The 21,642-nt window shown below is 63.2% G+C and carries 15 protein-coding genes; 9 read left to right on the top strand and 6 right to left on the bottom strand.

The window, feature by feature from the left end; translation table 11 throughout:
- The first annotated feature begins 16 nt into the window (after positions 1-16).
- Genes QRN54_RS08070 through QRN54_RS08060 form a run of 3 tightly spaced genes read left to right on the top strand, consistent with a single transcriptional unit; the run spans position 17 to position 4,852 of the window.
- Positions 17-1,330, top strand: a complete 1,314-nt coding sequence (locus QRN54_RS08070) for an 8-oxoguanine deaminase (RefSeq protein WP_231915147.1) — start codon at positions 17-19, stop codon at positions 1,328-1,330.
- 7 nt (positions 1,331-1,337) lie between these two features.
- A complete protein-coding gene (locus QRN54_RS08065) occupies positions 1,338-2,147 on the top strand; it encodes an FAD binding domain-containing protein (RefSeq protein WP_030535037.1) in 810 nt (269 codons plus the stop codon).
- On the top strand, positions 2,144-4,852 hold the full coding sequence (locus QRN54_RS08060; protein WP_210378303.1) for a molybdopterin-dependent oxidoreductase: 2,709 nt from the start codon (positions 2,144-2,146) through the stop codon (positions 4,850-4,852). Before QRN54_RS08065 ends, QRN54_RS08060 begins: the two co-directional genes overlap by 4 nt.
- Here QRN54_RS08060 and lat read toward each other — a convergent pair.
- A complete protein-coding gene (gene lat, locus QRN54_RS08055; RefSeq protein ID WP_047271731.1) occupies positions 4,849-6,177 on the bottom strand; it encodes an L-lysine 6-transaminase in 1,329 nt (442 codons plus the stop codon). The two genes, QRN54_RS08060 and lat, sit on opposite strands and share 4 nt — an antisense overlap.
- Before the next feature lie 65 nt (positions 6,178-6,242).
- Positions 6,243-6,707 carry an Lrp/AsnC family transcriptional regulator gene (locus tag QRN54_RS08050; protein WP_003940830.1) on the bottom strand — a complete coding sequence of 155 codons (465 nt, stop codon included), beginning with the start codon at positions 6,705-6,707 and terminating at the stop codon, positions 6,243-6,245.
- 30 nt (positions 6,708-6,737) lie between these two features.
- Between QRN54_RS08050 and hglS the strand changes: the two genes are divergently transcribed.
- The gene (gene hglS, locus QRN54_RS08045; RefSeq protein WP_285181844.1) at positions 6,738-8,033 is read left to right on the top strand and encodes a 2-oxoadipate dioxygenase/decarboxylase; all 1,296 of its coding nucleotides are present in this window, start codon (positions 6,738-6,740) and stop codon (positions 8,031-8,033) included.
- Entirely contained in the window at positions 8,020-9,525 is a 1,506-nt protein-coding gene (amaB, locus tag QRN54_RS08040) for an L-piperidine-6-carboxylate dehydrogenase (RefSeq protein ID WP_285181843.1), read from the top strand. The genes hglS and amaB overlap by 14 nt, the downstream gene beginning before the upstream one ends.
- On the opposite strand, the gene QRN54_RS08035 is transcribed toward amaB, so the two are convergent.
- Genes QRN54_RS08035 through QRN54_RS08025 form a run of 3 tightly spaced genes read right to left on the bottom strand, consistent with a single transcriptional unit; the run spans position 9,476 to position 12,694 of the window.
- Positions 9,476-10,261: an alpha/beta fold hydrolase gene (locus tag QRN54_RS08035; RefSeq protein ID WP_064688932.1), complete on the bottom strand. Its 786-nt coding sequence runs from the start codon at positions 10,259-10,261 to the stop codon at positions 9,476-9,478. The two genes, amaB and QRN54_RS08035, sit on opposite strands and share 50 nt — an antisense overlap.
- Entirely contained in the window at positions 10,258-11,322 is a 1,065-nt protein-coding gene (locus tag QRN54_RS08030; protein WP_064688931.1) for an isopenicillin N synthase family dioxygenase, read from the bottom strand. Before QRN54_RS08030 ends, QRN54_RS08035 begins: the two co-directional genes overlap by 4 nt.
- Positions 11,303-12,694 (bottom strand): uracil-xanthine permease family protein, encoded by a 1,392-nt coding sequence (locus tag QRN54_RS08025; RefSeq protein WP_007727244.1) that lies wholly within the window; start codon positions 12,692-12,694, stop codon positions 11,303-11,305. The genes QRN54_RS08030 and QRN54_RS08025 overlap by 20 nt, the downstream gene beginning before the upstream one ends.
- 134 nt (positions 12,695-12,828) lie before the next feature.
- On the opposite strand from QRN54_RS08025, the gene QRN54_RS08020 reads away from it, so the two are divergent.
- Genes QRN54_RS08020 through QRN54_RS08010 form a run of 3 tightly spaced genes read left to right on the top strand, consistent with a single transcriptional unit; the run spans position 12,829 to position 15,578 of the window.
- Positions 12,829-13,392 (top strand): helix-turn-helix domain-containing protein, encoded by a 564-nt coding sequence (locus QRN54_RS08020; protein WP_007727247.1) that lies wholly within the window; start codon positions 12,829-12,831, stop codon positions 13,390-13,392.
- 55 nt (positions 13,393-13,447) lie between these two features.
- Positions 13,448-14,452 (top strand): acyl-CoA dehydrogenase family protein, encoded by a 1,005-nt coding sequence (locus QRN54_RS08015; RefSeq protein WP_285181841.1) that lies wholly within the window; start codon positions 13,448-13,450, stop codon positions 14,450-14,452.
- 34 nt (positions 14,453-14,486) lie between these two features.
- A complete protein-coding gene (locus QRN54_RS08010) occupies positions 14,487-15,578 on the top strand; it encodes an N-formylglutamate amidohydrolase (protein WP_047271740.1) in 1,092 nt (363 codons plus the stop codon).
- Between the two features lie 38 nt (positions 15,579-15,616).
- Here QRN54_RS08010 and QRN54_RS08005 read toward each other — a convergent pair whose 3' ends face one another.
- A complete protein-coding gene (locus tag QRN54_RS08005) occupies positions 15,617-16,948 on the bottom strand; it encodes an anaerobic C4-dicarboxylate transporter family protein (RefSeq protein ID WP_003940851.1) in 1,332 nt (443 codons plus the stop codon).
- A 106-nt stretch (positions 16,949-17,054) separates the two neighbouring features.
- On the opposite strand from QRN54_RS08005, the gene QRN54_RS08000 reads away from it, so the two are divergent.
- Positions 17,055-21,602 carry an ATP-dependent helicase gene (locus QRN54_RS08000; protein WP_042449813.1) on the top strand — a complete coding sequence of 1,516 codons (4,548 nt, stop codon included), beginning with the start codon at positions 17,055-17,057 and terminating at the stop codon, positions 21,600-21,602.
- Positions 21,603-21,642 lie beyond the last annotated feature (40 nt).

Genomic DNA, 21,642 nt, shown 5'->3' with positions numbered 1-21,642 from the left:
CGCTCATGTGGTCACGATGGACGGCGACCGCTCCGAGTACTCCGACGGCTATGTGGTGATCTCGGGCAACAAGATCGTCGACGTCGGCGCCGGAACGCCACCCGAATACCCGGGTGCGCAAGTGATCGACGGGAGTGGTTGCCTGATCACGCCGGGTCTGGTCAACACACATCATCATCTCTACCAATGGATCACCCGAGGCCTGGCCGCGGACTCGACGCTTTTCGAGTGGCTGACCACCCTGTACCCCGTCTGGGCAGGTATCGACGCCGACGCCGTCCACGTGGCGGCCACCGGCGGCCTCACGTGGTTGGCGAAAACCGGATGTACGACCACCACCGACCACCACTACGTCGTTCCCCGCGACGCCGGCGACGTTTTCGAGGCCGAGATCACCGCGGCTGCGCAGGTCGGCCTTCGATTCCACCCCTGTCGTGGGTCGATGGATCTCGGCCAGAGTTCCGGCGGCCTGCCACCGGATCACGTCGTGGAAAAACTCGATGACATCCTGACCGGCACGCAGTCGGTGATCGACCGTTGGCACGACCCGAATCCCGGATCGATGCTGCAGATCGCGGTAGCTCCCTGCTCACCCTTCTCGGTGACGGAGGCATTGCTCCGCGAGTCCGCGACGCTGGCCCGCGAAAACGGCGTGCGTATGCACACGCATCTGGCCGAGACACTGGACGAGGAGAGATTCTGCCGCGAGCATTTCGGTTGCACGCCGGTCGAATACATGGAACGAGTCGGCTGGGTGGGCCCGGACGTCTGGTACGCCCACGCAGTCCATCTCGACGACGCCGGTATCGAGACGATGGCGCGAACCGGAACTGCGGCGGCGCACTGCCCGACCTCCAACGCGCGCCTGGGAGCCGGTATCGCCCGTGCCGCCGATCTGGTGAACGGCGGGGTCACCGTGGGGCTCGGCGTGGACGGCGCGGCGAGCAATGAAGCTTGCAGCCTGATCGAGGAGTCTCGTCATGCACTTCTGTTTGCTCGCGCGAAGGGCGGACCGCAGACGATGACGGTGCGAAAAGCCTTGGAATTGGGAACGATCGCCGGCGCACGAGTTCTGGGCCGCGAGGGCGAAATCGGATCGATCGAGGTCGGAAAACTTGCCGACCTGGCGGTGTGGAAACTCGACACCGTCGCGCATGCCGGCATCACCGATCCGGTGGCGGCGCTCGTACTCGGCTCGACTCCCCCGCTGAAGTTACTGCTCGTCAACGGGCGAATCGTAGTTGCCGACGGACGAGTCACCACCGTCGACGAGGACGTCGTGGCCTCGGATGTCGCACGCGCACACCGCGATCTACTCGGAAAGGCTTGAGGTCGCGATGGACCTGCACAGCGTCGACGAAGTTCTGGTGCCGCGGACCCGCGCCGAACTCCCCTGTGCATCACCCGGCATCGGGTTCATCGGTGGCGGCACCTGGCTGTACTCGGAACCGCAGCCGCACCTGACCACCCTTGTCGACCTTGCGGGCTTCGACTGGGAAGCTGTGGCGGTCGGCGATCTCGGTCTCGAGATCGCGGCCACCTGCACCATCGAGGAACTGTGCCGCGCCGAACTTCCCGCATCCTGGCGCGCCGCAGCGCTGTTCCAACACTGCGCTGACGCACTACTCGCATCGTGGAAGGTGTTGCGATACGCGACAGTCGGCGGCAACATCGCGCTCTCCTTCCCGGCCGGAGCGATGACGACTCTGTGTACCGCTCTCGATGCCGAACTGACGATCTGGCGTCCGGACGGTACCGAATACTCGTTCCCCGTAGTCGATTTCGTTATCGACGATTCTCGAAACGTACTCAGGTCCGGCGAGATCATCCGCAGTATCCGGATTCCCGTGCATGCATTGACTGCACGTACCGCGATGCGAAAGCTGGCTCAGACGTCACTCGGGCGATCGGCCGTAGCCGTGGCCGGACGCTGCGGCGCCGACGGTTTCACGCTGGCGATCACCGCCGCGACCCGCCGTCCGTACGCTCTCAAATTCGACGAACTCCCCGACGCCACAGCACTTGCGGATGCGTTGCGCAGCAGGATTCCGGAAGACGCCTACTTCACCGATGTCCATGGAACTGCGCCGTGGCGGAAGGCGATGACCGAGCTTCTTGCCGAAGAAATCCGAGGTGAACTGGAATGAAGTACTCGGTGGACGGAGTTCCGCGCGACGACCAGCCCCGCCCAGGACAGTGCCTGCGAACTTTCCTCCGCGAGCACGGAGCGAACTCCGTCAAGAAGGGGTGCGATGCCGGAGACTGCGGCGCCTGCTCGGTGCTGGTCGACGGACACCCCACCCATTCGTGCATATTTCCCGCCCATCGCATCGACGGCCGCGACGTCGTCACCGCCTCCGGTCTCGGAACACCGGAGAAACTTCACCCCATTCAACAGGCATTCGTGGACGCGGGCGGATTCCAATGCGGTTTCTGTACAGCGGGAATGGTAGTCACCGCATCAGCGTTGTCGGTCGAGCAAAAATCCGATCTCGCGTGCTCGATGAAAGGTAACCTGTGCCGCTGCACCGGTTATCGGTCCATTCGTGACGCTCTCGCCGGTACATCCAATACGGAGACTGCCAAAATAGGCGGGGCACAAGGGCGTTCGATCGCAGCACCGGCGTCCGCGCGCATCGTCACGGGAACCGAGCAGTACACCATGGACTTCTCCCCGGATGAGAAGCCGGTCGACCTGCTTCACGTCGCAGTACTCGGCAGTCCGCACGCACACGCACACATAACGCGGATAGACACGGCAGCAGCCGAAGCGGCGCCGGGCGTCGCCGCGGTCCTCACCTTTCATGACAGTCCGGACGTGCTGTTCTCGACCGCCCGGCACGAGGACCGCAACGACGATCCGGACGACACGCGCGTGTTCGACAGCACCCTCCGTTTCCGCGGCCAGCGCGTAGCCGCGGTCATCGCCGAAACCCCGACGCAGGCGGAACGTGCACTCTCGCTGATCGAAGTCGACTACGAGGTACTCGACGCGGTATTCGAACCAGATCTGGCGCGTTCCCCCGGCGCTCCACTCCTGCACGGCGACAAAGACGAGAGCTCGCGGATCGCCGAGGCCCCTCGCAACGTGGTTGCCGCGCTTCACGATGGCGTCGGCGATCTGGACCGTGCGCTCGCGGATGCGACTGCAGTCGTCGAAGGTACGTGGAAAACTGCGCGAGTCCAGCACGTGGCCTTGGAAACTCACGGCGCAGTGGGGTGGCTCGACGAGGAGGGCCGTCTCGTCATCAGAAGCAGCACACAGGTGCCGTTTCTGGTTCGGGACGAATTGGCCCACATCTTCGATCTCGATCGCAGCCGAATCCGGGTGTTCGCAAAACGGGTAGGCGGGGGTTTCGGCGGGAAGCAGGAACTACTCACCGAGGATCTGGTCGCACTGGCCGTCTTGAAGACCGGCAAGCCCGTAGCCTACGAGTTCAGCCGAAGCGATCAGTTCACCATCGCACCGTCACGGCATCCGATGCGAGTATCGGTGCGTGCGGGAGCCGACGCCGACGGAACTCTCACTGCGCTCGCTATCGACGTGCTTTCCGACGCGGGGGCGTACGGGAACCATTCGATCGGAGTCATGTTCCATGGGTGCGCCGAATCCATGGCGGTCTATCGCGCTGCGACCAAACGCGTCGACGCCGAAGCGGTCTACACGAACAACGTTCCCTCCGGGGCCTTTCGTGGTTACGGGCTCGGTCAGATCATCTTCGCCGTCGAGTCGGCCATGGATCAGCTCGCGGATCGTCTCGGCATGGACCCCTTCGAGTTTCGGCGGCGCAACGTCGTCGTTCCCGGAGACGATTTTGTCGACTGGCACGTCGAGGACGGTGATCTCGAGTTCGGCAGCTACGGGCTGGACCAGTGCATCGACCTCGTCGACAGTGCACTGTCAAGCGGACGCGGAGAGGCTGCACCGACTGGGTCGCGTTGGCGGATCGGTCGGGGCATGGCAATTGCCATGATCGCGACGATCCCGCCGCGTGGTCACTTCTCCGACACCACCGTCGCGCTCGAGGCCGACGGTCGGTACGTCGTGAACATCGGCACCGCTGAGTTCGGCAACGGAACCACTACGATTCACCAACAGATCGCGGCCACCGAATTGCGGACGACAGTCGATCGCATCACGATTGTTCAATCCGACACCGATGCCGGCGGATACGACACCGGAGCGTTCGGGTCGACGGGAACGGTGGTCGCCGGAAAGGCGCTCCTGATCGCCTGCGAGCGCCTTCGCGAGCGGATACTGACCCGTGCGGTGCGATCGAGCGGTCGCGGCGCGCAGATCGACGACCTTTCGCCGGACGGTGTCGAAACATCCCACGGTTGCCTCGATTTCGCGACGCTACTCGAAGGTGGCCCGCTCGCCGCTGACGGTCGCCACGACGGTACACCGCGCTCGGTCTCGTTCAACGTTCACGGTTTTCGCGTTGCCGTCGACACGAACACCGGCCGGGTGAAGATCCTGCAGTCGGTTCAGGCCGCCGATGCCGGCACCGTCATGAACCCGGCACAACTGCGAGGGCAGGTGGAAGGCGGTGTGGGACAAGCGCTCGGCGCTGCGCTGTCGGAGGAGATCGTCATCGAAGAAGGTCGGGTGATCAATCCGCAGTTGCGCAATTATCACGTTCCCCAGATCGGGGATCTGCCGATCACCGAAGTACTGTTTGCCGACACGTACGACAAGCTCGGGCCTTTCGGCGCGAAATCGATGAGTGAGGCCCCCTTCAATCCTGTAGCACCGGCGTTGGCAAACGCGATTGCCAACGCGTGTGGAGTGCGTATGTACTCCACACCGATGACACCGGATCGAGTGTGGGAACAGCTACAGAGGCCCTAGGTCTCGCGTGCGAGCACGCGCTCGACCGCGTCGACCGCGTCGTCCAGCTCACTGGTGGTCACCGTCAGCGCGGGCCGGAATCTGATTCCCCTCTTCCCGGTGGGCAGTATCATCACGTGCTCGTCTTCACGCAGTCGCTGTACGACGCGATCGCGAAGGTCACTGTCTTCCAGAGTGATCGCGCACATGAGGCCACGACCGCGCGGCTCGGTTGCCGCCGCGTACCGCCCGCAGACTTCGGTCAACCGGGCAAGGAGATGCGCACCCGTGAATCGCACGCGGTCGATCAGTCGGTCCTGCTCGACGACTTCGAGTATCCGCCGGGCACGAACCATGTCGGTGAGGTTGCCACCCCACGTCGAATTGATCCGAGAACTGACGTGAAACACGTTGTCATGCACTTCATCCACGCGCCCGCCGGCCATGATTCCGCACACCTGCGTTTTCTTGCCGAACGCCACCACATCCGGACTCAGACCCAATTGTTGGTAGGCCCAGGCAGTTCCGGTGATTCCGCAACCGGTCTGTACTTCGTCGAGAATGAAGAGGGCGTCGTTTTCGTGGCACAACTCCTGCATCGCCTGCAGAAATTCCGGCCTGAGGTGATGGTCGCCGCCCTCGCCCTGGATCGGCTCGGCGATGAAACAGGCAATGTCGTCGGGGTTGTCGGCGAAAGCTCGGCGCGCTTGATCGAGAGCTTGCCTCTCCGCAGCTTCGACATCGCGGCCGTCTGCCAGGTACGGCGAGTCGATACGTGGCCAGTCGAACTTGGGGAATCGCGCGACCTTGCCCGGTTCGGTGTTGGTGAGCGACATCGTGTAACCACTGCGGCCGTGAAAAGCCTCGGTCAGGTGCAGGACCTTTGTCCCCAGATCTGCTGACAACCCGCGGCTTTCGTTCCACCGACTCTTCCAGTCGAAGGCAACCTTGAGTGCATTTTCCACCGCCAGGGCTCCGCCGTCGACGAAGAACAAGTGTGGGAGTGCCGAATCCCCCAGTACCCGAGCGAAAGCCGCAACGAAGCGCGCCATGGGTTCGGTGTAGATGTCGGAGTTACTCGGCTTGTTGGAGGCCACGACAGCCAACTCCTGTTGAAACTCCTCGTCGCCTGCGATCGCAGGGTGATTCATACCCAGGGCCGAAGAGCCGAAGAAACCGAACATGTCCAGATACTCGGTTCCGTCTCGCAGGTCACGGAGATAGGAACCCCGCGACCCTTCGACGTCGAGAATCAGATCGAATCCGTCGACGAGGATGCTGGCCTTCAACACGTCGTAGACCGGAAAGAGCGCACTGTCACCGAAGTCTCGCATCGCAGTACTCATACGCGAAGGCTATGTCAATTTTCCGGGAGTGTCGATAGAGGACCGTAAAAGTTATTGAACAAGCGTCATTCGTCGTAAAAAGTTTGTAGGATGATGGTGCTTCGTGTGTTGACGTTGGCTGCCGTACGGATCTCCTGCAGCAATCGCTCCAACGCCCGAGGTGACGCCACCCGGACCAGGAGGACGTAGCTTTCGCTCCCGGCTACCGAGTGACACGAGACGACCGCCGGCAGATGACGCAAGCGGGCAGGCGCATCGTCGGGCTGCGAGGGATCGAGAGGAGTGATGGCGACAAATGCTGACAGATTGTGACCGAGTGCCTCCGGATCGATCTTCGCGGAGTACCCACGGATCACCTTGCGAGATTCCAAACGACGCACTCGCGATTGGACTGCGGAGATCGAGAGTCCAGCCTTCTCAGCAAGACTCGCGAGAGTGGCACGGCCGTCCAAGACCAATTCACGCATCAAAAGTCGATCGGTTTCGTCGACCGGAACACCGGCAACGTCACTGGTTTCTGTTTCTCGCACCTGCGCAGGCTAACGCAATCGGACATTCGTATGGTTGAAACCTGGGAGCTACGTGCACGGTTCGCAGCGGCCCTCGCCAAGATGTATGGCGACGAGGTCCCCGCTTACAACACCTTGGTAGATGTAACGATGCAGGTGAACCGTGATTTTGCCGCCGACCATCCGGATTCTGCGGAGCGCCTGGGCAGCCTGGCGAGAGTCAGCGCCGAGCGTCACGGCGCCATCAGACTGGGGACTCTCGACGAACTACGTGACGTAGCCACCGTCTTCGGCGGATTCGGTATGTTTCCGGTCGGCTATTACGACCTCCGGCTCACCGACTCCCCCATTCCCGTTGTCTCGACGGCATTTCGCCCCACCGATCCCGCCGAACTCGCCCGGAACCCGTTCCGCGTTTTCACCTCGGTGCTGACCAGTTCCGATTCCAGGTTCTTCGACACCGACCTCGAGCGTCGGATCACCAGGTTCCTGCGTCGCCGGACCCTGTTCTCTCCCGAACTTCTGCAGTGGGCACGGCAATCGAGTCGCGAGGGCGGGCTGACGGAGCCCGAGGCGACACAGTTCGTCGATGCAGCGACCTCGGCGTTTCGGCTCGGCACCGATCCCATCGACGCGGGCTGGTACCGCGAACTCGCCGCAATCTCGCCGGTCGCTGCAGACATTGCGGGGCAGGGCTCGACCCACGTCAATCACCTCACCCCGCGAGTGCTCGACATCGACGAGTTGTACCGCCGCATGACCGAGCGCGGTATCACCATGATCGACCGCATCCAAGGCCCGCCGAGATGGAGCGGACCACCACTACTTCTGCGGCAGACGTCGTTTCGTGCATTGGCCGAAGACAGACTCTTCCGTCAGCACGACGGATCGGTCACCACTGAGCCCGTCCGCGTCAGATTCGGCGAGGTGGAGGCACGCGGAATCGCGTTGACCCGCAGCGGGCGAGCGATCTACGACCGACTGATCGCCACGCCCGAGGACGCCGATTGGGACAGCGAATTTCCGCACTCCGAAAGCGAACTCGATGCCGCGGGGTTGGCGTACTTCACGTACCGAAACGAAGGAACTGTTGTCGTCCGCGACCCGATCGTCTACGAGGACTTCCTACCTGCCTCCGCGGCCGGGATCTTCGCATCCAATCTCGATTCCGTGACCGGATTCGTTTCCGATGCGCCCGGCGCCGAATACGGGCAGGATCGATTGGAGGGCGCCATCGACCGCACCATCGAAGATCCGTTCGAGCTGTACCGCGCACAACAAGAGGCGTCACGTGCCGTGCTGCCTCCCGCCCACAACAACAGAGGACTCCCCAGTGAACCTGCCTGATTCTTCGAGCCTCGCCGATCGCGCCGAAAGCGCCCTTGCCGCGTGCGGTGTCGAGTGGCCCGCCGGCGACCTGAGCGCACGAACCCCCATCACCGGTACGCAACTGCGTACCGTTCGGCAGCACTCCGGTAGAGAAGTCGACGACGCCGTCGACGCGGCGCATCGCGCGTTCCTCACCTGGCGCACCGTCCCCGCTCCGGCGCGCGGCGCGGTCGTGCGCCGGCTGGGCAGCCTACTGACCGAGCACAAGGATGACCTCGCGGAAATCGTGACGTTGGAGGCCGGGAAGGTCACCTCGGAGGCTCTCGGCGAGGTACAGGAGATGATCGATATCTGCGAGTTCGCCGTCGGTCTCTCCCGGCAGCTCTACGGACGCACCATGCCGTCCGAGCGTCCCGGACACCGGTTGACGGAAACGTGGCACCCTCTCGGCGTTGTCGGAGTCATCTCCGCGTTCAACTTTCCCGTCGCGGTGTGGTCGTGGAATACCGCCATCGCTCTCGTGTGCGGTGACGCCGTCGTCTGGAAGCCTTCGGAGACCACGCCGCTGACTGCGCTGGCATGTGACGCCCTCCTCCGACGCGCCCTCGCCGACTGTGATGCACCGATCGACGTGCACCAGTTGATCATCGGCGAACGCGATGTCGGTGAGGCCTTGGTGGTCAACCCACTGGTGGCCTTGGTCAGCGCCACCGGTTCCGTGCGGATGGGCCGCGCGGTGGCTCCGCGGGTCGCCGAACGCTTCGGGCGAAGCCTCCTCGAGTTGGGTGGCAACAACGCCGCAGTCGTCACACCGTCGGCAGATCTCGAGCTTGCCGTACGCGGAATCGTGTTCTCCGCCGCCGGAACTGCGGGGCAGCGGTGCACCTCACTTCGTCGGCTCATCGTGCACGAGTCGATCGCCGATCACGTCGTCGAGCGCGTTGCGGCCGCGTACGCACAGCTCGAGGTCGGCAGTCCCTTCGATTCCGGTGTTCTGGTCGGGCCGCTGATCAACGAAGCCGCGTTCGAGACGATGCAGAAATCGCTCTCGGCCGCACGCGCGGACGGCGGAACTGTGGTGTGTGGCGGGGACCGCGTCGGCGATTCCGGGTTCTTCGTGACACCTGCCCTCGTTCGTATGCCCGCACAGACCGAGGTGGTGCGGGCGGAGACTTTTGCACCCATCCTCTACGTCTTGACCTACACCGACTTCGACGACGCCATTGCGCTGCACAACGGCGTGCCTCAAGGACTTTCGTCCTCGATCTTCACACTCGATCAGCGAGAAGCAGAGCGCTTCCTCGCCGCCGACGGCTCCGATTGCGGCATCGCGAACGTGAACATCGGAACGTCCGGTGCGGAGATCGGCGGCGCATTCGGCGGGGAGAAGGAGACTGGCGGCGGACGCGAGTCGGGTTCGGATTCGTGGAAGGCATACATGCGCCGAGCCACCAATACCGTCAATTACTCGGACCAGCTTCCGCTGGCTCAAGGGGTCGAGTTCGGCTGAACACCTGCCGGGCGAAATCGATGATCGCGTCGATCAACTCCGGGAGCGCCGAAAACTGCGGTGCATGGTCGGTGCCCAGGCTGACCACCTGGGCACCGGGGACAAGTCTCTGCATGGCGCGTTGAGCCTCGATCGGCACGGTTCGATCCAGCGTGCATTCGACATACAACCTCGGCACGGTTCCGAATCGCTCTTCCGTCCAGACAGGTGCCATCAGGCGGGCTGACTCCAGTTGTGGAACGAGCATGCGCGCGGCGAAGATCGCATCAGCCTCCGGCGCTTCGTGGAAGAACACAGCGGCACCGGCTTCGGGCGGAACAGCCGTCGCATCCCCGTCGTCGGCGGGGACCAACCAACGTGAGATCCCGACCGGACTTTCCAGACCGAGTTCGACGCAGAGCATCCCGAAGTCCGTCTGCGATGGAAGCATCATCCCTGCGACGTACACAAGACCCGTTACCCGCGAAGGCAGCAACTCAGCCACCTGTGAGGCCACGATGCCACCGCCGGAGTGACCGACGAGGGCGCACTGTCCGTCCAAGGACTCGACAACTGCCACAACATGTTCGGCAACGACATCGAGATCGATCACGTCGTCTGGGTTCCAACTTCCCGAGCCGGGAAGCTCCACCACAACGGGATTGAAGCCGGCCGATTTCAGTGGGCCACACACACGATCCCAGACCCAACCGCCGGCCCACGCTCCGTGGATCAGGACGATGTTCCGTGCACTCACTGCTTGACCTCGAGCTCTGCAGCCGAAAGTACCCGAGCCGCCTCACGACCTGCGGCGGCGTTGGACTTCCCCTGCCTCGACCCGGCCAACTTGGCCTTGATGTGATCGCGAACGGTAATGGGTTCGTACTCCAAGCCGGAGTCGTCCTGAAAAATCGGCAAGGTCGCAATCACCGCGTCGACGTTTCCGTCATGGAAGAAGGCCGCCGATCGCCGGCGCTTGATGGTGCCGTTCACCACCGGAGGCGCAACTCGGTGCAGCGTGGACATCCACCTGTCGTTGGTCAGTCGCGCGGTGAGATCCCCGAGGTTGACCAGTAGCGCGCCGTCGTGCGGCCAGACATCGTGCCAGCGTCGGTCGGTCCCGAGCACTTGCAAACCTTCGACCTGATCCGCCCACAGCACGGTGACCAGCCCGAAATCGGTATGTTCACCCATCCCCTTCAACTCACCGTCCAACGTCACCGTCCCTTCGGGTAACGCGTAGTTGTTCATCCGCAGTACGTCGATGGAGTGGTCGGTGATCGACTCGAAGAATCCTGGGGTCAGCCCGAGCGCATCTTCGAAAATGGCGGTCAGTGTGCGTGCCACCCGCTCGCCATGGGCGTAGTAATTCTCCACCCGCGCCGTGAAACCAGACACTGCGGGCCACAGGTTGATTCCGTAATCGTCCTCCGACAGTTCGAGTTCGGTGAATGATCGGGCTTCGGTTCCGACGTTGAAGGCCTCGAAAAAGTCGTTCATTCTGGTCGCGGATTCGACGCCGAGGCTCAGGCTCAGCGACTCACTCTTGGGCGGGCTGTACCCACGATTCGCGCCCTCGATTCGGTAGCCCGACTTCGTCTCCATCGGCAGCCCGAAGAAGTCGTCCATCGCTTCGGCGAGGCCGGAAGAAACAGCGGCCGGAACACCGTGGCCCCGAATCTGCATGAAACCTACAGTCCGACAAGCATGGTCGACTTCGGCAGCCACTCGCGCCTTGTCCTGGTCGGCACCACCGAGCACGTAAGGCGAGATGTCGACGACGGGCACTTCGAAGGGATCAGACTGGGACTGTGACACTGGCGTCTCCTGCAGAGCTGGTGGCGGGTTCAGATTTTGCAGTGGCATGGAGGCTCTCTCGCGATCGCCTCGCGAGTTCACCGAGTCGGGTGTGATTGAACAGCAGATTGAGCGAAAAGGCCGAGGCCGCAGCCAAGGTGATGCCGCTACCGAGGAGGATCTGAGCCGAGGAGGGGAATCGCTCGAACATCCCCTCCGCAAATTCCGGAAGAATACCGATCCCCACCGATACAGCGGCGATCGTGGTGTTGATCGGGTCGCTGAGATCGACCTTGCGCAGCGTGTTGATTCCGACCACGGCGACAGTGGAGAACAAGATGATTCCGACACCGCCGACCACCGGATCAGGCAGGGCTGCAACCACTTCACCCATTCGCGGGATGAGGCCGAGGACGATCAGAATGGCACCGCTGGTAGCGGTCACGTACCGGCTGTACACCCGGGTCGTGGCAACGGCGCCGACATTCTGCGAGAAAACGGTGTCGACAAAGGCATTGAAGATTCCGCCCAGAACTCCCGACATCCCGTCGGCCACCAGCCCTCGTGCGAGATCTGCTTTCTTCAAAGGCTTTCCGGTGATCTCGCTGACCGCCAGCATGCTCGCCGTCGACTCTGCGAAGACGACTGCCATGACGATACTCATCGCCACCACGGCGGTGACGGGAAACTCCGGAGCGCCGAAGTGGAACGGCATCGGGAAGCCCACCCAGGCCGAGCCGCCGACGCCACTCAGATCGATCAGGCCCATCGGGATGGCGATCACGGTGCCGATCACAAGCGCCATCAGTACACCGAGCTGCGTCCACATCCCGCGGCCGAGGCAGATGAAGGCCACCGCGACCACAACGACTGCGGCAGCCAGCGCCAGATTCTTCGGGTCGGCGAACGACGGGGAGGTGGGGTCGTTTCCGACGATCAGTCCTCCTGCGACACCGATCAACGAGATGCCGATCACTGTGAGGACGACGCCGGTAACCAGGGGTGGGAAGTATCGGACGATCTTGGCGAACGGCACGGCCAACGCAATGCCGACTACGCCACCGACCAGCATGGACCCGTACACCGCCTGCAGGCCGTACTCCTTGGCGATCAGAATCATCGGCGTCAGCCCGGCGAAGGTCGCCCCGCAGACGATCGGCAGCCGGACACCGGCGACCTTCCCGACGCCCAGGCTCTGAATGATCGTGATGATGCCTGCAACGAGCAAGTCCGCGCTGATCAGCATCGCGACTGTGCTGCGGTCCAGCCCTACGGCGGCACCGAAAACCAGCGGAACCGTGATGCAGCCGGTGTACATGATGAGGACGTGCTGAAGAGCAAAAGCAGACTGGCGGGCAAATGGGAGCCGCTGGTCGACAGGATGGATGGCCATGCGCCGATCTCCGTCCGAAGCTGGAAGTGTTTCGTGTACGGGACTATTCAGCACGTCGATAATTTCTTACCGTGGTCGAATTTGTTTCGTCTGTGTAATCAAAACTTTCACCAGATCACTGCTATCTTCGGCACATGGACGACGACCAGAAGGCGATAGCGACCGCAATCGGGGCTGCCGTGCGGACGGCGCGAAAAGAAGCCGGACTGACGTTGCGCGAGGTTGCCGTGAAGTCGGGCTTGTCCCAGCCCTTCCTGAGCCAGACCGAAAACGGCCACGCAGTACCCAGTGTCATGAACCTTCATCGCCTCGCGCAATCGCTCGGCACCACGGCGCACGCACTCTTGGCACAGGGTGAGCGAACTCCGTCCAGCCTCGTCCGCGCCGGCGAGGGGCGAACCTTCGAACTGGCACACGATTCGGTGATTCGATTCTGCTCCACCGGCTCACGGACCATGGAACCCAACGAGATCACGGCAGCACCTCATTCCGAGGCAGGTGAGCACACCGAGCACGCCGGCGAAGAGTTCATTCATGTTCTCGAAGGATCTGTCGAGGTCGAGGTGGGACTGGACGAGCATCACGTTCTTCACGTAGGCGACACCCTCCTCTACACCTCGACCATCCCGCACCGGTGGTTCAATCGCACCGATGCGGTCGCGAGGTTCCTCATCGTGAGTTCGCCGCCCTCGTTCTAGATGCGCGGCTGTAGTTCCACACCACAACCCCCCGCTCACGGCTTACCCTGACAGCGTGACCATGTGGCCGGAACTTGCGCGCGAAATCGCCGATACCGTTCTGTTTCCCGTCGCCGACAGCGTCGACGCCGACGGAGAAATCCCCAGCAGCCATTTCGACGCGCTCGCCGCCGACGGCTTCTACGGCATCGCCGCCCTCGGTGAGGGTGGCCCCAGCAGCGAAGAACTGGTCGAGGTCCTCGAAACCTTGTGCGGCGGTTGCCTCGCGACGACGTTCACCTGGATGCAGCATCACGGCGTCGTCGGAGCCCTGGCGGCGAGTCCCAATGCACCTCTGCGCGAACAATACTGGGACGGTCTGGTTTCCGGCATGATTCGCGGTGGGGTTGCCTATGCCGGCGCCATCCCCCGCCCACCGCTCCTGTGGGCGAAGCGGGTGAACGACGGCTACGTCCTCGACGGGATCGCCCCCTTCGTCACCGGTTGGGGCATCGTCGATGTTCTCTTGGTGTCGGCGCGCGACGAGTTCGACAATTCCATCGTTCATTCCGTCGTACCGGTGGGCGAGGCCCCGGGTCTGACGATCGAGGAGCTTCCACTGATCGCGGCGCGCGGAAGCAACACCGTCCGAATCGTGTTCGACGCTTTCGAAATTCCCGATACCGACGTCTGTGCTGTCGTCAGCGACGAACAATTCCAGAGCACCCAACTCCCCGGCTTGTGGCTCAACGGCGCGATGGCCATGGGCATCACCCGCCGTGCTGTCACCGAACTCGCGGATCTGGGAGTCGACACCGACGCGTTCGAGGAACAAGCCACCCGGGCGCGCGCCGATCTCGATGCAGCACTGCGCGACGGCGGCGACATGTCGGCCGCCCGCGCCCGAGCGTCGGAACTTGCGATACGCGCGTCGGCCGCACTCGTGACTGCGACCGGAAGCCGCGCTCTGGTCGGCAGCAACACCCCCGAGCGGCTCATGCGTGAAGCCACCTTCACTCTTGTCGCGGCTGGTCGCCCGGAGATCAAAACGGCTCTCGTGGAACGACTCACCGGATACTGAGTACGCACGGTTGTACTCGATTACGCTGGGATTCATGACCAGTGGAGAACCAGTACTCATCCCGGCCGGAACCGTGTTCACGGCGGAGGACCTGACGTTCTATGCCGATCGTGACTCCCGCAGTCTCGACGACGCCATCGCCGACGCCGACCTTCTTGTCAGTTGCCCACACTCGGGTTCCGCGATTCCAGCAGAACTCTCACGCTTTCTCGCACCCGAGTTCACACAGCGGCTGCAGTTCGACTTCACCGACATGTCCACCAGTCCCATCGTGCGCCGTTGGGCCGAAATCGATTCGCGCATCGTGTACGTCGAGAATCCGCACCCTCGCATGATTCGCGATCCCAACCGTGCGAAGCCCGAAAACCTGGAAGCGTCACTGCGCGAGGCCTTCGCCCGCGTCCACGAGGCCGGTGCCGGCAACAAAGCGGACCTCGCCGGTGTCGACGCAGTTCGCCCTGTCACCTTCTCGTTCTACCCCCTGCTGCTCGAGCCTACCGACGACGCGGGTTGGAAGGACCTCGCCGAGACCTTCACCGAGACAGCTGAACACGGTTTGGGCGTCTACGAGAGAACTCGCGACGCACTGATCGAAGCCATGGTGGCGAAGAGCTTCGAACTCGGTCGATCGTTCACGACCTTGTCGTTCCACGACACGATGAACCACACCACCCGGCAGGACGGCGCCGTCAATGTCGAACGGCCGGAAGCAGATCGGCTCCCCGACGTCGTCGCGCTCTCCAATCGTGGCGACCACGACGGCAATCGACGCGGCGACAATCCCGTGACGATGGATCCGGAGCTCATACGCACACTTGCGATCTCACATCGCAAGGGATTTCAGGTCGACGATCCGGATGCCGTCGCTCTCAATCAGCCGTACCTCGGCAGTTTCGAAATCATTCGAGCCGGAGCCAGATTCGCCGAATTGAGCGCCCGCGCCGCCGAAGCCGGGATCACGTTGAGCGCGGTTCAGGCCGAATTCAAACGAGAATTCCTATTGGGAGACGAGCTGGCCGCCTACATCATGGAACCCGGCGTCGACTGGCCTACACCCGACGCCGAACGGGTGGACCAGCTCGCCCACGCGTGCAAGGCGAGCTGGGACCACTACCGCAACAGCTGACTCAGCGCTGTCACTCAGGGCTGACTCAGCCGCAATACTCAACCGAGCACCACTCCGAACAACGCGCCGGCCGCAATCGTCGTGACGGCCAAGATGATGGTCGGCAGGAAGAACGAGTGGTCGACGAGCTTGGAACCGAGCTTCGTGCTGCCCGAGAGGTCGAAGTTCGCAGCCGCGATCTGCGAACCGTTTGTCGGCAACAGATAGACGCCGGCAAACGCTCCGGCCCACATTCCGCTCACCAGACCGGGTGCAATCCCGGCAGCGAGACCGATCGGCACGATGGTCCTCGTAGCGGTCGACTGACTGGTCGTCAGTACACAGACCAGGAAGACACCGAGCGCGAAGATCCACGGCGCGGCGTTGACCCAGTCGCCGACGGTGCTCGTGATCAGCTCGGAATGGGCGCTGATGAACGTGTCCGTCAGCCATGCCAGACCGAACAGCGCGATGGCCGAGACCATACCGGCACGGAACACCGTCGACGACGGCACGTCGGCGACATTCGGGCGGCACACCAGCAGGATCAACGTACCCACGACGAACATCAGCATTTCGATGATCGGTGTCATCCCCATCGGAGTACCGTCGGCAGCTTCGGGACGAATCCCCTTGAACAGGCCGAAGATCACGATAGCCAGGACGCCGGCCAGGAAGATCAGTGCCGCGTTTCGTCCGGTCTTCGTCGAGACGAGTTCGGTCTTGGAGGCTGCACCAGGTCCGGCCAATTCGCCCGACTTCATCTTCGCCTGTATCTCCGGGTCGTCGTCGAGATCTTTGCCGAGTCGGTTGACCGCGATTGAGGAAAGGACGATGCCGACAACAGCAGCCGGGAAGGTGATCTTGATGATGTCGATGAGTTCGAAATCGTAGGGCGGCACGTCGGTCAGCGTGACCATTGCCGCCATTGCCGCGGACACCGGACTACACGCCAGCGCCACACCGGTCGAGACAACTGACAGCGACAGCGGTCGTGACGGCCGCACACCGTTCTTGTACGAGACGTCGTAGATGACGGGGAGCAGCGGGTAGAGGATGTTGGACGTGCCGGCACCGACCGAGAACAGGAATGACACCAACGGCGCGATCAGCGTGATCTGTTTCGGGCGAGATTCGATCAACTTGGCCGCGATGGTGACCATCCAGTCGATACCACCGGCCGCCTGCATCATCGACGACGCGAGGACGACGGACAGGACGATGAGGAGAGCGTCGACCGGCGGACTGCCGACATCCTCTCCGAAGACGAACACGAGGACGGCAACACCTGCGCCGCCCCACAGACCGAGAGCGACACCGCTCGATCTGGTACCCATGACAATCGCCCCGAGCACTACCGCCAGCTCGAGGACAATCTTGACTGCTTCCATCAGGCACTCGCCTTCTCGATAACAAGAGAATCGCTATAACAGGGCAAATAGTATGCTCTGCACTTCGGCTGCAGGCACGAACACGCTGTCGGTGGGAAGGTGCAATATGGTGGTCGTGACCAACGTCCTCGGTAGGTTCTCACCCGCCACACGCGAGTGGTTCGGCGGCGCTTTCAGCGCTCCGACTGCTGCGCAGCTCGGCGCCTGGGAATCCATCGCGAGTGGCTCTCACACACTTGTCGTCGCACCCACCGGCTCCGGCAAGACATTGTCGGCGTTCCTGTGGGCCCTCGATCAACTCGCCGCCAAGGACGAAGGCGAACGCGCCACCAAAGTCCTCTACATATCGCCGCTCAAAGCGCTGGGTGTGGACGTCGAGCGGAACCTTCGCGCGCCGCTGGTCGGCATCACGCAGACGGCGAAGCGTCTAGGCCTCACTCCGCCCGAGATCACCGTCGGTGTCCGTTCCGGTGATACGTCCCAGGCCGATCGGCGCTCGTTGATCAAACGACCCCCGGACATCCTGATCACCACGCCTGAGTCGTTGTTCCTGATGCTCACCTCCGCTGCCCGGGAAACACTGGTCGGTGTCGACACCGTGATCGTCGACGAGGTTCACGCGGTGGCGGGCACCAAGCGCGGCTCTCACCTCGCGCTCTCACTGGAACGCCTGGACGGCTTGCTCGAGCGTCCGGCGCAACGCATCGGATTGTCGGCCACTGTCCGTCCGCACGAGGAGATCGGGCGGTTCCTCGCCGGTTCGGCACCCATCCGGATCGTGGCACCGCCTGCCGCCAAGACCTTCGACCTCACGGTCCGTGTTCCCGTCGAGGACATGACCGAACTGGGGATCGCGACGCCGGACGACGGTTCCGAATCTCCCACCCCGCAAGCCGGTTCGATCTGGCCCCACGTCGAGGAACAGATCGTCGACCTCGTTCTCGACCACCGATCGTCCATCGTGTTCGCCAACTCTCGCCGCCTCGCGGAACGATTGACAGCCAGGCTCAACGAGATTCATGCAGAACGCATCGGTCTGGCCGTCGAGAAAACATCTCGCCCGCCCGCGCAGATCGGGGCTCCCACCGAGGTCAACTACGGCGCAGAACCCCTCCTTGCTCGCGCCCACCACGGATCGGTCAGCAAAGACCAGCGAGCCCTCATCGAAGACGACCTCAAATCGGGTCGATTGCGATGCGTCGTCGCCACCAGCAGCCTCGAACTCGGAATCGACATGGGCGCCGTCGACTTGGTCATCCAGGTGGAGGCACCGCCTTCGGTTGCCAGCGGCCTGCAACGTGTCGGCCGCGCCGGCCACCAGGTCGGTGAGATATCGCGAGGCGTCGTCTTCCCCAAGCATCGCACCGACCTTATTCATTGCGCGGTGACGGTCGAGCGCATGGTCGAAGGCAAGATCGAAGCGATGGCCGTTCCGGCCAATCCCCTCGACATCCTCGCTCAGCAAACTGTTGCGGCCACCGCTCTCGAACCGATCGACGTCGACGACTGGTTCGAGACGGTGCGCCGAAGCGGTTCCTTTGCAACGCTTCCCCGTTCGGCGTACGAATCGACTCTGGACTTGCTGGCGGGGCGGTACCCCTCGGACGAGTTCGCCGAATTACGTCCTCGCCTTGTCTGGGATCGTGAGTCCAACACGCTCACGGGCCGCCCGGGTTCGCAGCGTTTGGCCGTCACTTCCGGCGGCGCAATCCCCGACCGCGGCCTCTTCACCGTCTACATGGTTGGCGAGAAAGCGTCCCGCGTCGGCGAACTCGACGAGGAAATGGTCTACGAATCCCGGGTCGGCGACGTCTTTGCGCTCGGCGCCACCAGTTGGCGGATCGAGGAGATCACCTTCGATCGGGTTCTGGTCAGCCCCGCCTACGGCATGCCGGGTCGTTTGCCCTTCTGGCACGGCGACGGACTCGGTCGCCCCGCCGAACTCGGACAGGCGTTGGGACAATTCGTTCGAGAGACCGCGCTGGGTAACGAAGCCGACGTCGTCGAGCGTTGTCGCGTGGGCGGGCTCGATCACAACGCCACAACCAATCTGATCCAACTCGTCGGTGAGCAGAAAAATGCCACCGGGCAGGTGCCGTCGGATCGAACCCTGGTGGTCGAACGCTTCCGCGACGAACTCGGTGACTGGCGTCTGGTGCTGCATTCCCCGTACGGCCAACGGGTTCACGCACCGTGGGCCCTCGCCATCGGGGCGCGCCTGCAGGAACGATACGGCGTCGATTCCAGTCCGACGGCCTCCGACGACGGCATCATCATCCGTCTCCCCGACACCGAGAACGAACCTCCCGGCGCCGAACTGTTCACCTTCGACGTCGAGGACATCGAAGATCTGGTCACCCAAGAGGTGGGCGGCTCCGCGCTCTTCGCTTCCCGATTCCGCGAATGTGCCGCCCGCGCACTGCTTCTCCCCCGCCGCAATCCCGGAAAACGTGCACCACTGTGGCAGCAGCGTCAGCGGTCGGCGCAACTGCTGGACGTCGCCCGCAAGTTCCCGACCTTCCCGATCCTGCTCGAGACCGTACGCGAGTGCTTGCAGGACGTTTACGACCTGCCTGCACTGAAGGAATTGTTCGGCAAGATCGAGAAAAGGCAGATTCGAATCGTCGAGGTGGAGACGGCCTCTCCGTCTCCGTTCGCCAGTGCGCTCCTGTTCAACTACGTGGGTGCGTTCATGTACGAGGGCGACAGCCCCCTCGCCGAGCGACGCGCCGCCGCTTTGTCCTTGGACTCCACGCTGTTGGCCGAACTCCTCGGCCGCGTCGAACTGCGCGAGCTCCTCGACGCCGGAGTGATCGAGCAGGCCGAACGTGAACTGCAACGGCTCGTCCCTGACCGAAAGGCCAAAGACCTCGAGGGTGTTGCCGACCTCCTCCGCATGCTCGGCCCGCTGACCACCGAAGAAGTCACCGAACGCTGTCTCGAGGACCCGGTCTCATGGCTCGAGAAGTTGGTTACGGACAAACGCGCCCTCCACGTCTCGTATGCGGGCGAGAGCTGGTGGACCGTCGTCGAAGATGCAGCGCGGCTTCGCGATGGACTCGGCGTTCCCCTACCCATCGGCGTTCCGGCCGCGTTCATCGAGCCGGTCGATCAACCACTCGACGACCTCCTGAGCCGGTACGCCCGCACCCACGGTCCCTTCACTCTCGCCGACGCGGCTGCACGCTTCGGTCTCGGAGTATCAGTCGCGCGTGACGTTCTCGGTCGGCTCGCGCTCGAAAAGCGGGTCCTGGAAGGTGAATTCCGCCCGTCTGCAACCGGAAGCGAATGGTGCGACGCCGAGGTCCTGCGTCGCTTGCGGCGTCGCTCGCTCGCCGCGGCACGGCAGGAGGTCGAGCCGGTCAGCACCGCGACCCTCGGGCGATTCCTTCCCAGTTGGCAGCACGTGGGCGGCACGCTGCGAGGAATCGACGGTGTTGCAACGGTGGTCGATCAACTTGCCGGCGTCCCGATTCCGGCGTCCGCTCTCGAATCGTTGATCCTGCCGAGCCGAGTTGCCGACTACTCTCCCGCGATGTTGGACGAACTCACGTCGACGGGTGAAGTCCTGTGGTCCGGATCGGGAGCTATCTCGGGCAAGGACGGGTGGGTAGTGCTGCACCCCGCCGACCTGGCACCGATCACGCTCAATTCGCCCGCCGACACCGACGTCTCGGAATTGCAGAAGCGCATCCTCGACCTGCTGTCCGGCGGCGGTGCCTACTTCTTCCGCCAGTTGGTCGACGCGTTGCGAACTACGGAGTCGGCTGCGGACACGGTCGACAGTGCGGTGACGACGGCACTGTGGGAGTTGGTGTGGCTCGGACACATCGGTAACGACACCGTTGCACCGCTGCGCGCACTTCTCTCCGACACCACCAGAACAACAACCAGTCACCGATCGCCTCGCCGTGTTCCGCGGGCCCGTCCGTACCGCGGAATGGCCCGCGCTTCCACGCCCGCGCGCACGGGACCGGCAACTGCCTCCGGTCGGTGGTTCCAGCTGCCAGGTATCGAACCTGACCCCACTATCCGGGCGCACGCCACGGCTGATCTGCTGCTCGAACGATACGGCGTCGTCACCCGCGGTTCGGTGATGAGCGAGAACGTGCCGGGCGGTTTCGCGTTGATCTACAAGGTACTGAGCACGTTCGAGGACAACGGGCGCGCTCGACGCGGATACTTCGTGGACACCCTGGGCGGCGCTCAATTCTCCACGCCTCCCGTGGTGGACCGCTTGCGGACGTTCGGTGATTCCATCGAGGGGCGCCACACCTCCTCGGCTGCAGTCACTCTCGCGGCGTGCGACCCGGCAAACCCGTACGGCGCGGCGCTGCCGTGGCCGGCGTCGGGGGGCGAAGAGTCACCAGGACACCGACCCGGACGAAAAGCCGGCGCACTGGTAGTTCTGGTGGAGGGTGAGTTGGTTCTGTTCGTCGAGCGCGGCGGTCGCACGATCCTGACATTCACCGACGACGGCGGAACGTTGCGCCTGGCAGCACTGTCACTTGCTCAGAAGGTGACTTCTCGCGCCATCGACAAGTTGGTAGTGGAGAAGGTCGACGGAGAGACCATCCACGGCAACGATTTTGCTCCGGTCCTGGTCGAAGCCGGCTTCGCGGCCACCCCTCGCGGATTCCGGTTGCGGTCATGAGGATTGGGGTCATGATGATTGAGATCGTGGAAGTTGAGAT

Source organism: Rhodococcus sp. MEB032 (assembly GCF_030208925.1).
GTDB lineage: Bacteria > Actinomycetota > Actinomycetes > Mycobacteriales > Mycobacteriaceae > Rhodococcus_F > Rhodococcus_F qingshengii.
Note: the sequence above shows the minus strand (reverse complement) of the source record. Positions and strands in the feature narration are given on the sequence as shown.

Coding starts and splice junctions, on each gene's coding strand:
- lat (WP_047271731.1), bottom strand. CDS start 6,177: ATGAGTACTGCGATGCGAGACTTCGGTGACAGTGCGCTCTTTCCGGTC.
- QRN54_RS08000 (WP_042449813.1), top strand. CDS start 17,055: ATGGTGGTCGTGACCAACGTCCTCGGTAGGTTCTCACCCGCCACACGC.
- QRN54_RS08060 (WP_210378303.1), top strand. CDS start 2,144: ATGAAGTACTCGGTGGACGGAGTTCCGCGCGACGACCAGCCCCGCCCA.
- QRN54_RS08065 (WP_030535037.1), top strand. CDS start 1,338: ATGGACCTGCACAGCGTCGACGAAGTTCTGGTGCCGCGGACCCGCGCC.
- hglS (WP_285181844.1), top strand. CDS start 6,738: ATGGTTGAAACCTGGGAGCTACGTGCACGGTTCGCAGCGGCCCTCGCC.
- QRN54_RS08010 (WP_047271740.1), top strand. CDS start 14,487: ATGACCAGTGGAGAACCAGTACTCATCCCGGCCGGAACCGTGTTCACG.
- QRN54_RS08025 (WP_007727244.1), bottom strand. CDS start 12,694: ATGGCCATCCATCCTGTCGACCAGCGGCTCCCATTTGCCCGCCAGTCT.
- QRN54_RS08070 (WP_231915147.1), top strand. CDS start 17: ATGGACGGCGACCGCTCCGAGTACTCCGACGGCTATGTGGTGATCTCG.
- QRN54_RS08020 (WP_007727247.1), top strand. CDS start 12,829: ATGGACGACGACCAGAAGGCGATAGCGACCGCAATCGGGGCTGCCGTG.
- QRN54_RS08005 (WP_003940851.1), bottom strand. CDS start 16,948: ATGGAAGCAGTCAAGATTGTCCTCGAGCTGGCGGTAGTGCTCGGGGCG.